The following is a 12,186-nucleotide window of genomic DNA, read 5'->3' on the forward strand; positions in this document are numbered from 1 at the left end:
CAGCTCCTCGCGGTAGGTGCGATTGAGCCGCTCGATGTAGGCGTTCTGGTTCGGTTTGCCGGGCTTGGATGTACTGGATGGCCATCCCCTGGCGAATCGCCCAGCTTGTGAATGTCTCGCCCAGGAACTCCGGACCGTAGTCCGTGCACAGCACCTGTGGCAGGCCTTTCTCTTGTTTGCTCTGTTCGAACACCCGCACCAGTCGCGCCGAGGTGATGGAGGTGTCGATCTCGATGTGCAGCACCTCACGGTTGAAGTCATCGACCACGTTAAACGTGCGGAACCGCCGGCCATCGGCCAGCGCGTCGCTCATGAAGTCCGCCGACCAGACCGTGTCGGGCAGTCGGGGCACATACAGCGGCACCCGAACCCGCTTGGGTAGGCGCCGTTTGGCACGGCGGCGTAGATGCAGTCTCATCAGCTTATACGCCCGGTAGATCCGTTTGTGGTTCCAGGGCCGCCCCTGGCGGCGCAGCAGCGTGCGGCACTTCCAGAACCCGCGGCTCGGTTTGCCCTCCACCAGGGCCGCCAGCGCCGCGATCAACTCCGCGTCGAACGCTGGCGCCGAGCGGTGTTGTCTGCTCGGTCACTGGCTGGAGACGGACGGGCGCGAGCAGCTCGGCGTGCACGCCTGTCCGTGACGCCGTCATCACCCTCCACGAACGTTTGCACGAGCATGCCCGCGGGGCCGTGGCGGCGCACCGGCGCGCGGACCCGGCCGCCGTCGCGCGGTACTTGCAGGCACTCGAGACCGACAACCGCGTCCTGCTGAGACTGCTGTACGCCGTGCTCACGGACCCTGGCTGCGGTGCCGACAACGGGTGAGCGCCACCGATACCGGCGTTGGGGCGAAGCTGAGCAGCGCTGCCCTACGAGGCGGCATCGCCCGCCGCCGCCGGTTCAGCCGGCGGGTGTGGGGGCGTTGCGGCGAGCTGCTCGGCAATGACGCGGAGTTGCCGGCGAAAGGCGTCCAGTCCGCGCTCGATGGCCGCGTTGACGTCGTAGTCGAGGGCGGCCGCCTCCAGGTAGGGGTAGCCGATGCGCTCGGGATCGAGCAGCTCGTGCAGAGCCCGCCACTCGCCGTCGACGCGCAGGCGCAGGGTCGGATTGAGGATATAGTAACCCTGGCGCAGCCGGAAGAACAGCTTACGGTTATAAGGCCCCTGCCGGCGAACCTCATTCTTGGAGAGGATGCCGGAGAGGTAGGCGCGCCGCTTGCGCCGTTCGGGCACCAGGCTGTCGGGGAAGTGCTCCAACACTGCGGCAAAATCACCGGCCTGAAAAGCCCCGCCGATGTCGATGATCTTCTGGCCGAGGCGGATGTAGAACATGGCCATCATCAGGTTGAACAGCAGGAACTCCGCCTGCCGGTTGTCGAGCTTCACGAGGCGGCCCTCCACCTGTACCGACTCGCTCTGCGGCTGAAACAGTCGGTAGACCGCCGCTGCCGATGCGTCCCGCCGGGCCCTCATCGCAGTGACCGAGGAGCGCGACGCGTGCGCCATCGAACGTCTGGCCCAGGAAATCCAGGCCCATGGCGGCGATCCTGCCTTGAAGAGTGTGCGCTGGACGCTGCAGTACCATGGGGCAGCCGCGGCCGCTTCAATCGTCAGGGAAAGCCATCGCACGCAAAAGGCCCTCCTCGCCGGCACCGGTGAGGTAAGGATAGATCAGCGATTCCTCTTTCTCGTCGTGGGCTTCAAGGATGCGCCAGAACCGGCGCAGCGTCTGCGGCCTGGTCAGGCCCGCCCGATCCTCCCGTACCAGCCCATGCTCGCGCTCGAGTTCGGCGATGCGTCGCGCACTGCCGCCCTGCCTCCGGTAGATATCGAACAGGAACGTCTCCTCGAGCCGCATGTGCCGCTCGAGCATGAACAACGCCCATTGCAGCCCATGCGGGTCTCCCTGCCGGTGACGGGCCAGCGCCGCCTCGATCAAGGCATGATCACGACCCAGATAGTCCGCAAGCGTAATGGCTTCGGGCTGACGCGCCGTCCAGGCGATGTAGCGATCGCCTTCCGACCACAAGGGATGCCATGTAAACCGTCCCCCGGCGCGACGAAAGGCATCGCCGACCGCGGCGGCCGGATCGCCCCGCCCGTGGATCAGCCGGCTCGTTCCTTCCCGCATTCTGGTCAGCGTGCGCGCCAGATCGCCCTCGCCCGCGACCGCCAGCCGCTCCGGATCGTCGAGCCAGTGTGATCGCGCCGGCGACGGAAGGTCGGCCTCCGCGGCGGGGCCCGCATGGGGTGCCACGGCAATCCGACTGTCGGCATCGATGCCGCGAACCCGCCAGCGAATCCCGGGACCAAACCAACACGACTCGCCGGACGGCAACTCCCGGCGGGCGATTCCTACCGGTCGCAGGCGTTCGCAGAGTATCGCCCCGGCGACTACCTGCAACCGCTCCCACCGATTGAGCCGCGGAGCGTGCCAGGCCGAGAACTTCCCACGGATCTCCCGAGCGTCGTATACCCGTTCGACCAGAAGCCGCAAGCCAACCGGATGATCGGCCGGATCCGTCATCGATGGATCACCTCCGGGCTGCGGTTCGGCGCCGGCTGGCTCTTCTCGACACCTGTGGTCACCTGGAGCGACGCGGGATACCGCCTGATCCGTAAAATGGAACCCGCCTGACACACCTGTTGGTAATTGAGGTCCGAGGAGCAGAAGAACGCCACGCTGCCAGTGCAAGATCCCGTATTCAGGACTGCATCCTCTAGGAGGCAGGCGCGGCCTCGAGGAACGAGATGCGGCGCAAGCTGCTCGCTGCCGAGAAAGTGCTCATCGAGGTGGAATACGGGGACGTAGCCGAGGCGATAGAAGAGCAGCAGCGAGGCCGATCAAATGCTCGCGCCACGATGTCGGCGGCGTAACCGCGCTGCAACAGCGTCCGATTACCGCACGGCATGCGCGCCTCCCCGAGACCGGCACCACTGCGGTCAAACAGGCGTAGCCCGGGCGTGCCGGCACGATCCACAGCAGCGGACAACCCCTCGCCGCGATCCTCCCCCCATCGCTGGTAGGTGCCCAACTCCGTATTGTCCCGGGTCGCGCCCAGCGAGGTGCCGAGAAAAGCCTGCGGCGTCGCCACTCGCTCCGCGCCGTGCATCCCGCGATCCTCACGCCGACGGCCGCAGAGGCCGTTTCCTACGCAGAGTCTAGCAGACCGCGAAGCCATGGGCCGACGAAGCGATCCAGCGCGGCGCCCCGGAACGGTCCAGGCACGCGGCAGGCGTGCGATCAGGAGGCGGGAAACGGCCGCCGGCTACGCTCCGCGCTCGGGCGGGCGCGTAATCGGTCGAACCACGGCCCGAGGCGCGGAAGCGTGCGGTCGAACGGCTGACCCACCGTGCCGCCGAACTCGAGCCAGACATAGAGCCAAATATCGGCGGCCGTGAACCGCTGCCCGCAGAGGTACGGACCGTCGCCGAACATGCGGTCGAGCCAACCCGTGCGGTCGCGGGCGATCCGCTTGAGCCCGTCCGCCGCCTCCGGCGCCACGGGTATGCGGTCGCGGAAGCGTTCCAGACCTTCCGCATAATGATAGGCGTTGTGGATAAACTCGGTGATATTGAGCTCGACCCTCCGCCACCATTGCCGGGTCTCGGCACGCTCGACCGGGGTACGGCCGATCAACGGCGGCCGCGGATACAGCTCTTCGAGATACTCCGCGATCGCCACCGCCTCCGCCAACACCTGCCCGTCATCGATCTGCAGCGCCGGTGTCTGCCCCGCGGGGTTGCGTTCCAGAAATTCCTCGCGGCGATTTTCTCCCGAGAAGACGTCGATCACGACGCTGGGTATCGCCACCTGTTTCTCCAGCAAGAACATCCGCAGGCAACGCGGGGCGGGACTGTCCGCATCATAGAGCAGCATCGCGGCAACCTCTCAACGGAAAACCCCGGCGTGTCGCCGCTCCATGTGCGGTGCCCAGAGACAAACCGGCAAACGCGAGGAACCCGGTATCGGCCCCCGCGCCGAGCATGCAGAAAAACCGGCGACGAGCCCGGGACGGGACAAAGTCTTTCGATTGCATCGGCGTTCCCACCGTCTCGAGGAGCCACTGCCGATCTGTGCCTCTACGCTCGAGAATTCTACCTCGCGGGGGATACAATGAACACGGAATACAACGTGTCCAGGTCCGGACATCCGCGGCGGTGCGTACGCCGGCCATGACGCCTCGGAAGAGGCCCGACTCCGGAAGATCCATGCGCGTCGGGGGCCAGCATGGTAACGATTTCATGGCCATTTACCAGTCTGGAATGCTGGTGAGGCTCCATAGACTCCGAGGCTCGCCGCCAGAGTGTAGACGACGTAGATCCCATGTCGCGGGAACACCTTGAGTGTTTCGACTACCAGACATTGACGCCTACAGCTCATGCACCCTCACCGGCTGCCGCTGCGGCAACGCCCTCGCCTGCTCGACGACCCGCGAGTGGTGGGTAAAAAGGATGACCTGGGTCTTCTCAGCCAGGGTGACAAGGGCTTCGAGGGCGGATGCGGAGCGGGCGTCGTCGAAGTCGACCAGCACGTCGTCCACGATGAACGGCATGGGCTCCGCGCTGGCCATGTATTTCTCGAGCGAGGCCAGACGCAGGGCCAGGTAGAGCTGGTCGCGCGTGCCCGAGCTCATACCTTCGACCGGCACCTGCTCGCCGCCGCTGCGCACGCCGACGAGGACGGGTACGTCCTTGTCGTTGAAGTCGGTGAGCAGTCCCTCGAAGGCGCCCCGGGTGAGCGCCGCAAAATGCTCGCTGGCACGCTGCACCAGGGGCCCCTGGTTTTCGCTGCGGTAGCGCTCGATCTGGTCGCGCAGGATCTTGCCGACCAGTTTCACCCGTACATAGCGCTCGGCCTGCGAGCGGATCCGGGCAAGCAGGGCATTGGCCTGGTCCGCCAAGCGTGCTGCCTCGTCCCGCCCGTCCATGAGTTCCAGCTCCTTTTTCTGGCGCCCCTTCTGCTCGTTCAGCGCGCTCTGGCGGGGTTCCAGCTCGCTTTCGATGGTTTCGTCCAGCGCAGCGATGCGAGCTGGCAGGCTGTCGGGATCGACCGTCTTCGCCTCTGCCTCCAGCTCGGCCAGCGGCATGCCCTCGCCCGCCTCCAGGATCTGCCGCTCGATCGCGGTGAGCGCCTCGCGGGCGCGCATCCGTGCCGCCGAGCGCTGTTCGACCGCCTCGAGCTGGCCCGGCTCGGTGCATCCGGCTTCTGCACACAAGTCGGTGAGCCGGGCCTGCATGGACGTGATGATGCGCGTCGATTCCTCGATCTCCTGGCGTGCCTGTTCGATCTGTTCCTCGAGCTGCTGGCGCCGATGCTGTCGCGACCGGTTCTCCGAGAGCAGGCCATTCAGACGCACTACCGCCTCATCGACCGGCAGCCCGGCAAGCTCCGGGGCCGTTCTGGCCACCAGGGATGCCACCTGCTCCTGGAATGCGCCGGCATCCTCGTCGATGGCCGCGATACGCAGCTGGAGCTTCTCGGCCTCGTCCTGTCTACCGAACAGCGCGCGCAGCTTTTCGATGAACGCATCTGCCTCGGTCGGTGAGGCCTCGGGCGGCAGGCCCAGGCTCGCGACCAGGTGCGCCCATGCCTCGCGCCATCGTTCGAGTGCCTCGCTGGCGGCGCGATGGGCCACCTCGAGCGCGGCGATCTCCGTCTCCCGTTCCGTGATCTCCTGGTCGAGCGCGGCGCGCTGGCGTCGGATCTCGTCGAGCTCTTCGGCGGTCGCCTCGGCCCGCTGCAGCACGGGCTCCAGGACGTCCAGGTGGTCGCCGGCGCGGCCCAGTTCGGCCAGGACGGCTGCGAGGCGCTGGCCATGACGGGCGCGCGCCTGCTCCAGCGTGGCAAGCTCGCTCCGGCGCCGGGCAAGCCGTGCCACGCCATCGCGCAACGCATCGAAGTCGTCCAGCCAGGCGCGCATCTCGCGCGGGGTGAGCGGGTCGATCCCCGCCTCCGCCCAGGCGGCCTGCCATTCGGCATCGAGGGTCGCCCTCTCCTCGGCCACCGCCGCGACCTTTTCGGCCAGTGCCTCAGTCTGGCGTCGCGCGCCCCCCTCTGCGGCCTCCAGGTCCGCCAGGCGAAAGACCCGGTCGGCCTCTCGCCGCAGGCGATCGGACAGGTTGTCGGCCTCCGCAAGGTGCACCTCGAAGGCATCGGGCAACCGATCCAGGCCCTGGTAGGCCGCAGCCTCCGCCGAGACGTCTTCGCCTTCGACCCATTGGCGCCGCAGCAGCTGCCAGAGGGCGTCCCGTTCCGCACGGGCCTGGGCCAGCGCCGCTTCGGTCGGCACGCCACCGACCCGGGTCAGGGCATCGAGCGCCTTCAGTGCAGCCTGGAGGGCGTCGTCGATCTCCTGCTTGTGCGTCTCGAGCTGCTCGGTGCGCCGGGCGATGTCGTCGAACACCGTCTCGAACCGATGGATACGCTCGCGACTGGGCAGGGGCAAGACCGGCACGGCTTCGAGGTCCCCGTCCCACAGCGGCAGTCGCGCAAGCGCGGTCAGGCAGGTCTCGTGCTGCGCGGCGATCTCGTCTTCGGCGAAGCGGATGGCCTGGTCCAGGTCATCGGCCTTGCGCGCGGCCGCGATTGCCTGGCGCAGCACCTGGGTCGAGGGTGTCTCGGGCAGGGCGTCGCGGCTGGCCCTGTCGCGCTGGAGGCGTTGCTGGATCTCCTGCAGACGGGCTGCTGCCTGTTCCAGCCGGGCGCCCAGCCCGGCCAGCTCCGCGCCCCGTTCGCGAATGGCCTCGCGCCGACCGAGCAGGGGCCGCAGCGCCTCGACACCGGCAAGACGCCCGGAGCAAGCCCCGGGCGTCTTGCCGGTGCTGCTCGCGCTCGGCAACCAGATGGGGTCGATCCTGCTGGGCCTTGCGGTAGGCGCCCAGGCGGGCATGCAGGTCTTCGATCGCCTCGGCGTCGGCCAGCAGCGCGGTCTGGACCGACAGTGCCGCGTGCTGGGTCTGGAGCTGCTCCAGACGCGGCGCCGCGCGCGCGTGGACTGCCTGGGCGGTCTCCAGTTCCTGCACTGTTTGCTGGCGCCGCCGGGCAAAATCGGCCGGCAATTCGGGCGCATCGTGGAGCGCTTCGAGCGTCTCCTGCAGCTGCTGCCGTTCGGCGAGCTTCGGCAACACGCGCTGGATGCGGCGCAGGCGGTTGAGTTCGCTGCGCTTGCGGGTCAGCGCCGCCTGCACCGTTTCCAGTTCCTGTCGGGGAAATGGGCAGGCGGCATCCCCATCCCCTTCGATGGGGCCGTGGTGCGTTTCAATCCGGAGGTGGAGAAGAATCCGGGTCTGGTCAACGTCACGCCCTATACCGATGCCTGGCTGGTAATCGTGAAGCCGGACGACCCGGCGACGGCGCTCGCGCGCCTCACGCGCGACGATCAGGCGCAGGGGGCCCTGCGCACCTGGATCGAGCGCTATGACGTGCAGTGCATGCGCTGCGCGGACTGAGGGGCACGGGAGAGGCGCGGTAAAGGTGCAGCTGCTGGTCTCGGAGCGGTGCGCGTCCTGCCACCAGACGGAGCGGATCTGGCGCGAGGCCGCCGAAGAACGCGACTTCGAGTTCGAAGTCCTCGACATGGGCCAGCCGGAGGGGCGCGAACTGGCCACGCGCCCGCACCTGCGCAGCGTGCCCTCGACCGTGATCGACGGGGAACTGCGCGCGGTCGGCGTACAGAGCCGGCAGGAGGCGTTGGCGCTGGTAGCCGGCGCGCCGCCGAAGGCGGCGCGCGCGCTACCCCACGTAGGCCTGGGCATGGCGCGCGGCGCGCGCCTGGCGGTGCTCTCGTCGGTGTTCTACCTGTTCCTCGCCGGCACCGCGCTGCCCGTCTACGGCGGGCTGTTCGCGCCCGGGGCGGCCTGGGTCGCGCCGTTACACGTGTTCACGCTCGGTTTTCTGGTGTTCATGATCTACGGGCTCGGCGAGCACATGCTGCCGCGCTTCACCGGCAACCCGATTCGCGCCGGGGCGGCGGCCTGGTCCTAGCTCGTCCTCGCGCACCTGGGCGTGTGAGGCCTGGTCGGCAGCCTCTGGTTCGGGATCACGCCGCTGGCCGTAGCGGGCGGCGCCTGCGCCTGGGGCGGGCTGCCGCTGTTCACGGCGCGCGTCTGACCGGTACTCTGGCCGCGCCGCTCCGCCGGCGCCGACCCCGACAACCGCGCGGGCGGCCCGAAGGGGCCGCCCGAACCGGACCCTGGACTTGATCTCGGTTAAGGTGCCGGCGCCCGGGCACCCGTATCGTGCCTACCGGTGCGACCCCGCAATCGGACCCGAGGAGGCCGGTATGGACACCATCAGCCGTTTTCTGCGCGCTGACCATCACGCCTGCGATGCCGCCTTCGGCGCCACCGAAGCCGCGGCCGCGGCGGGCCGGTGGGAGATCGCTGCGGCACGCTTTACGGGGTTCCGTGATGACCTCGAGCGCCATCTCGGGCGCGAGGAACGGATCCTGTTTCCGCGCTTCGAGGCGCGTACCGGACAGTGCACCGGACCGACACAGGTCATGCGCGCCGAACATGAGCAGATGCGCACGCTGGTGAGCCTGCTCGAGAGGATGGTGCAGGCGCGCCGGCGCGAGGCGTTTCTCAACCACGCCGATACCCTATTCACGCTCATCCAGCAGCACAATCTCAAGGAAGAACAGGTCCTGCATCCGACGGCCGATCAGGTACTCGAGGACGAGCGGATCACGCTGCTGGCGTCGATGCAGCAGTTTCCCGAGCACGGGTCCGCCGCGGTCGCGGCAGGCGGGCAATGAGCGTACCGGAGCAGGGACCGGCGGCGCGCGAAAGGCTGCTCGACGTGAACGACCTCGAACCGCCAGAACCCATGGAACGCGCCCTCGACGCCCTGGAGCAGCTGCCGCCCGGGCACTATCTGCGCATGCTCCTGCACCGCGAACCGTACCTGCTCTACCCGCTGCTCGATGAGGACGGCTTCCGCTTCGAGACCCGGCCCGGAAGGCGCGCACTGTTCGAGATCCTGATCTGGCGCGTCGGCGACGAAGACGCGGAGCGCGCCGTCCTCGCCTCGCCCTGAGGCGCATCCCGCGCGCGCCACGACCATCCGGTGATGAACTACGCCGGCCTGTCCCTGGACGACGCACCGTCGTTGTCGGTCCCGCTGCGTTTTCTTCTGAGCGCACCGCCGTTCGGAGTCGCCGCTGCCCTGCTGCTGATCTGGTTCGGACCGCAGGCGCTCGCGAGCCGCTGGTCCCCCGCCACCCTGGCGGCGGCCCACCTGATGACGCTCGGCTACCTGACGATGGTCATGGCGGGCGCCGTCCTGCAACTGCTGCCGGTATTGGCGGGGACACGGATCCCATACGCGCGCACGGTCAGCGCGGGCGTGCATGTCCTGTTGTGCGCCGCAGTGAACGCTCCTACCTTCGATGTCCTCACCATCCCCAACGCCCAGCAACAGCGCACGATCGAGCTCCTGCGGCAGATCAAGGTGTAGACAGAATCTTCACTTACAGGAACTTCAGCTTCGCAGTACGGTGGGTGAAAGTTAGCCGACGTCGTCGAAAGAGCTACACACGAACTGTACCGGGTGACATCAACCGATCTCAGAACTATAAAAATTGCGTCGACCGGCGCACTTTTACGTGGACACAGCCGCCGGCTGCCCGCTCAGACTCATACCCAATTGGATAAGGCTGGCGGAGATGGCGTTGCAGTCCGCAATGTTGTAGCATCAGCGCATGATGGGTCGGCGACTTCGTTCACGTTACCTGACGCTCCTGCTGCTGGCGGTGATGACACTCGGGTACGGCCAGCAGGTCTGGGCGTGTCCCATGATGCTGTCCTCGACTCCTGCCACCGGCTCACTGTCCCATCGCAGGTCATCGTGCGCGCTTCCCTGCGGTAGCACGTCGTTGTCGTGCGGAGTCTCGTGCGGGATGCCCGGCACCTGTGGCTGGGTGCCCGCTGGGCCGGCGGCTCGAATCACCGGGATCGAAATCCGGGACGTGCACGCCGTCGCTTTACCAGCGCCTGCATGGGACGCCGCCGCATCTCTTGTCGCGGTGCGTAATAGACCGCCACCCCACCCGCGGATCGCCATCGTGCCCTCGGCGGGGCGCGACATCTATCTTTCGACCCTCCGTCTGAGACTCTGACACTCCTGTTGCGGATCGGTGCTTGCACGCGAAGCGTGTGCGGGCGCGTCATCGTTTGGGATCTGCAAACGGAGTGTCTTGTGCGTCAATATTCAAGTCTGGCGAACGTGGTCGGCTGGCTGTTGCCCATCGTCGTAAGCGCCGCTTATGCTACGGGTCTCGCTCCCCGAGAGCGCCTGGCGCCGCTTCCCGCGGCGCTTTCGCCCGAGTCGTTCCCCCCCCGATGCTTGCGCGAAACGCAAGTCTCTCCGCCATGCAGCACGCGCTGGTCGCGGCGGTCTCCGGCCTCCGCCTCGTCGGCGCGCTGCCGGATCCGGTGCTGAGCGTGTCGGCGGCACCGCATACCTTCGGCAGTGCCAAGGGAACGGGCGGGGACACCAAGGTGAGCCAGGCCCTGTTGGAGCGCATTCGATGTGCGCAAAGAGGTCGCTCGAGCGCATGCGGAGGTGGTACGTCACGCCCTCGAGGCGCTGCGGCTATGTCTCGCGGCGACGACTCGTGGAGTCTTTGCGGACCGGGTGCTCGTTCACCGTGCGCTCGCCATCAACACCGCCAACCAGTCCGTGGAAAATCGAAGGTGGTTTCGTGATGCATGGACACACACTCAAAGGGCGCTGACGAATGAAACGCTCGATTGCAACGGGAATTCTCGCAGCTCTCGCCGCTGGCGCGGGTTTGATCTCAGGTGTCATGCTGGTCTCCGGCGGCAAGGTCCCAAAGGAAACAGCTTCCCGAGCAGTTGCATCCGCCGGGACAGTGGCTGCGCAAGGAAAACGCAAGATCCTCTACTGGTGGGATCCGATGGTCGGACCGTCCTCGATCTCTCCGAAGCCCGGCATCAGCGCCATGGGCATGAAACTGGTGCCTGTGTACGCCTCGCAAGGCCGGCAGAGTCCCGGGGAAGTGACCATCAGCCCGGCGATCGCGCAGGACCTGGCCGTTGAAACGAGTCCGGTCCGATTCGGGCCGCTGGTGAAAACCGTGCGCACCGTGGGCTATTTCAGGCAAGCAACGCCCGTCAGTTATGCGGTGTCGATGCGCGTGAGCGGCTGGGTGGGAACGCTCTATGCGACCACCCGCGGCACGGCGATCCGCAAAGGGGATCCCCTTTTCACCCTGTATAGTCCACAGCTCCTGGCGGCGGAGGAGGAATTGCTCGCGTCGGCGCAGAACAGCACGCTCGCGGCCCGCACGCACGATCCGCATTCCGTCGCGGAAGCGCGCCGGCTCTACCAGTCGATCCGCCGGCGCCTGATTTTTCTCGGTGTATCCGCCGCGCAGCTCGATCACATCGTGGCCCAGCACAAAGCGCGGGAGTATTTGACGTTTCTAAGTCCCGTTTCCGGCTATTTGGATCGGGTTTCGGTTCGGCAGAAGTCGTTCATCAAGAGCGGCCAGACGGTCATGCGGATCGAGCAGCTGAGCACGGTCTGGCTCGATGCGAAAGTCTATGACAACCAGCTGCCGTGGGTGCGCCTCGGCGAAGTCATACAGGCGCGCATCGCGGCGGACCCGGGTCGAACGTTCGAGGGTCGCATTTTTTTCATCGATCCGAACGAGGATCCGCGCACCCACACCGTCACGGTCCGCGCCCGACTTGGGAACCCCGTCGGCCTGCTTCGTCCCGGCATGTACGCCCTGGTCAATATTGCGAGCACGCCCTTCAAGGACATCCTGCTCGCACCGGCCTCGGCGATTATCCATACCGGGACGGGGGAAGTGGCGCTCGTGGCCAAAGGCAAGGGGCGGTTCGTGCCGCGCAACGTGACGACGGGTCTGACCGGCAACAACAACAAGGTGCAGGTGCTCTCGGGGCTGAAAGCCGGTGAGGAAGTCGTCACGAGCGGCCAATTCCTCATCGACGTGGAATCGAACATGAACGAGCTCACCGCCAAGTTCACGGCGCGGGGGCGCTCGCCCAAGCCCGCTGCGCCGGATGTAAAGGGCGCCATGCCGGGCATGAAGATGCCTCCTGCTGCCCATCAGCCGACGAAGGCCGCCACGCCGGCGCGCAGTGACCTGCCCAGCCAACCCAAGTCGCGCGATTGATCGACGATCACGGACGC

General features: G+C 67.1%; 12 protein-coding genes and 1 pseudogene. 6 read left to right on the plus strand and 7 right to left on the minus strand.

Translation table 11 applies throughout. The features are described 5' to 3' along the window. The 6 genes from B7Z66_11570 to B7Z66_11595 form a co-directional block, all read right to left on the minus strand. Positions 1 to 544: hypothetical protein (locus tag B7Z66_11570; protein ID OYV75729.1), on the minus strand; the 544-nt coding region annotated here is incomplete at its 3' end. 325 nt (positions 545 to 869) lie between these two features. Beyond that, positions 870 to 1,505 (minus strand): hypothetical protein, encoded by a 636-nt coding sequence (locus B7Z66_11575; protein ID OYV75730.1) that lies wholly within the window; start codon positions 1,503 to 1,505, stop codon positions 870 to 872. A gap of 97 nt (positions 1,506 to 1,602) precedes the next feature. After that, positions 1,603 to 2,526: a hypothetical protein gene (locus B7Z66_11580; protein ID OYV75731.1), complete on the minus strand. Its 924-nt coding sequence runs from the start codon at positions 2,524 to 2,526 to the stop codon at positions 1,603 to 1,605. Between the two features lie 193 nt (positions 2,527 to 2,719). Further along, the gene (locus B7Z66_11585) at positions 2,720 to 3,112 is read right to left on the minus strand and encodes a hypothetical protein (GenBank protein OYV75732.1); all 393 of its coding nucleotides are present in this window, start codon (positions 3,110 to 3,112) and stop codon (positions 2,720 to 2,722) included. Positions 3,113 to 3,243: 131 nt separating this feature from the next. Continuing rightward, on the minus strand, positions 3,244 to 3,879 hold the full coding sequence (locus B7Z66_11590) for a glutathione S-transferase (protein ID OYV75733.1): 636 nt from the start codon (positions 3,877 to 3,879) through the stop codon (positions 3,244 to 3,246). A 493-nt stretch (positions 3,880 to 4,372) separates the two neighbouring features. After that, entirely contained in the window at positions 4,373 to 6,841 is a 2,469-nt protein-coding gene (locus B7Z66_11595; protein ID OYV75734.1) for a hypothetical protein, read from the minus strand. 49 nt (positions 6,842 to 6,890) lie between these two features. On the opposite strand from B7Z66_11595, the gene B7Z66_11600 reads away from it, so the two are divergent. The 5 genes and pseudogenes from B7Z66_11600 (at position 6,891) to B7Z66_11620 (ending at position 9,459) form a co-directional block, all read left to right on the plus strand. Then, on the plus strand, positions 6,891 to 7,451 hold the full coding sequence (locus B7Z66_11600; GenBank protein ID OYV75760.1) for a hypothetical protein: 561 nt from the start codon (positions 6,891 to 6,893) through the stop codon (positions 7,449 to 7,451). Next, positions 7,420 to 8,112 (plus strand): annotated as a pseudogene (locus B7Z66_11605) (hypothetical protein). The gene B7Z66_11600 and the pseudogene B7Z66_11605 overlap by 32 nt, the downstream one beginning before the upstream one ends. Positions 8,113 to 8,284: 172 nt before the next feature. Further along, positions 8,285 to 8,758, plus strand: coding sequence for a hypothetical protein (locus tag B7Z66_11610; protein OYV75735.1), 474 nt, complete (start codon positions 8,285 to 8,287; stop codon positions 8,756 to 8,758). Then, the gene (locus B7Z66_11615) at positions 8,755 to 9,039 is read left to right on the plus strand and encodes a hypothetical protein (protein OYV75736.1); all 285 of its coding nucleotides are present in this window, start codon (positions 8,755 to 8,757) and stop codon (positions 9,037 to 9,039) included. Before B7Z66_11610 ends, B7Z66_11615 begins: the two co-directional genes overlap by 4 nt. Before the next feature lie 33 nt (positions 9,040 to 9,072). Beyond that, entirely contained in the window at positions 9,073 to 9,459 is a 387-nt protein-coding gene (locus B7Z66_11620) for a hypothetical protein (protein ID OYV75737.1), read from the plus strand. Positions 9,460 to 9,729: 270 nt separating this feature from the next. On the opposite strand, the gene B7Z66_11625 is transcribed toward B7Z66_11620, so the two are convergent. Then, on the minus strand, positions 9,730 to 10,089 hold the full coding sequence (locus tag B7Z66_11625) for a hypothetical protein (GenBank protein OYV75738.1): 360 nt from the start codon (positions 10,087 to 10,089) through the stop codon (positions 9,730 to 9,732). Between the two features lie 652 nt (positions 10,090 to 10,741). On the opposite strand from B7Z66_11625, the gene B7Z66_11630 reads away from it, so the two are divergent. Further along, on the plus strand, positions 10,742 to 12,169 hold the full coding sequence (locus B7Z66_11630) for a hypothetical protein (protein ID OYV75739.1): 1,428 nt from the start codon (positions 10,742 to 10,744) through the stop codon (positions 12,167 to 12,169). The last annotated feature ends 17 nt before the right edge of the window (positions 12,170 to 12,186 follow it).

The sequence above is a fragment of the Chromatiales bacterium 21-64-14 genome (assembly GCA_002255365.1).
In the GTDB taxonomy this organism is placed as follows: Bacteria; Pseudomonadota; Gammaproteobacteria; order 21-64-14; family 21-64-14; genus 21-64-14.

Coding starts and splice junctions, on each gene's coding strand:
- B7Z66_11575 (OYV75730.1), bottom strand. CDS start 1,505: ATGGCGCACGCGTCGCGCTCCTCGGTCACTGCGATGAGGGCCCGGCGG.
- B7Z66_11580 (OYV75731.1), bottom strand. CDS start 2,526: ATGACGGATCCGGCCGATCATCCGGTTGGCTTGCGGCTTCTGGTCGAA.
- B7Z66_11585 (OYV75732.1), bottom strand. CDS start 3,112: ATGCACGGCGCGGAGCGAGTGGCGACGCCGCAGGCTTTTCTCGGCACC.
- B7Z66_11590 (OYV75733.1), bottom strand. CDS start 3,879: ATGCTGCTCTATGATGCGGACAGTCCCGCCCCGCGTTGCCTGCGGATG.
- B7Z66_11600 (OYV75760.1), top strand. CDS start 6,891: ATGCAGGTCTTCGATCGCCTCGGCGTCGGCCAGCAGCGCGGTCTGGAC.
- B7Z66_11610 (OYV75735.1), top strand. CDS start 8,285: ATGGACACCATCAGCCGTTTTCTGCGCGCTGACCATCACGCCTGCGAT.
- B7Z66_11615 (OYV75736.1), top strand. CDS start 8,755: ATGAGCGTACCGGAGCAGGGACCGGCGGCGCGCGAAAGGCTGCTCGAC.
- B7Z66_11620 (OYV75737.1), top strand. CDS start 9,073: ATGAACTACGCCGGCCTGTCCCTGGACGACGCACCGTCGTTGTCGGTC.
- B7Z66_11625 (OYV75738.1), bottom strand. CDS start 10,089: ATGTCGCGCCCCGCCGAGGGCACGATGGCGATCCGCGGGTGGGGTGGC.
- B7Z66_11630 (OYV75739.1), top strand. CDS start 10,742: ATGAAACGCTCGATTGCAACGGGAATTCTCGCAGCTCTCGCCGCTGGC.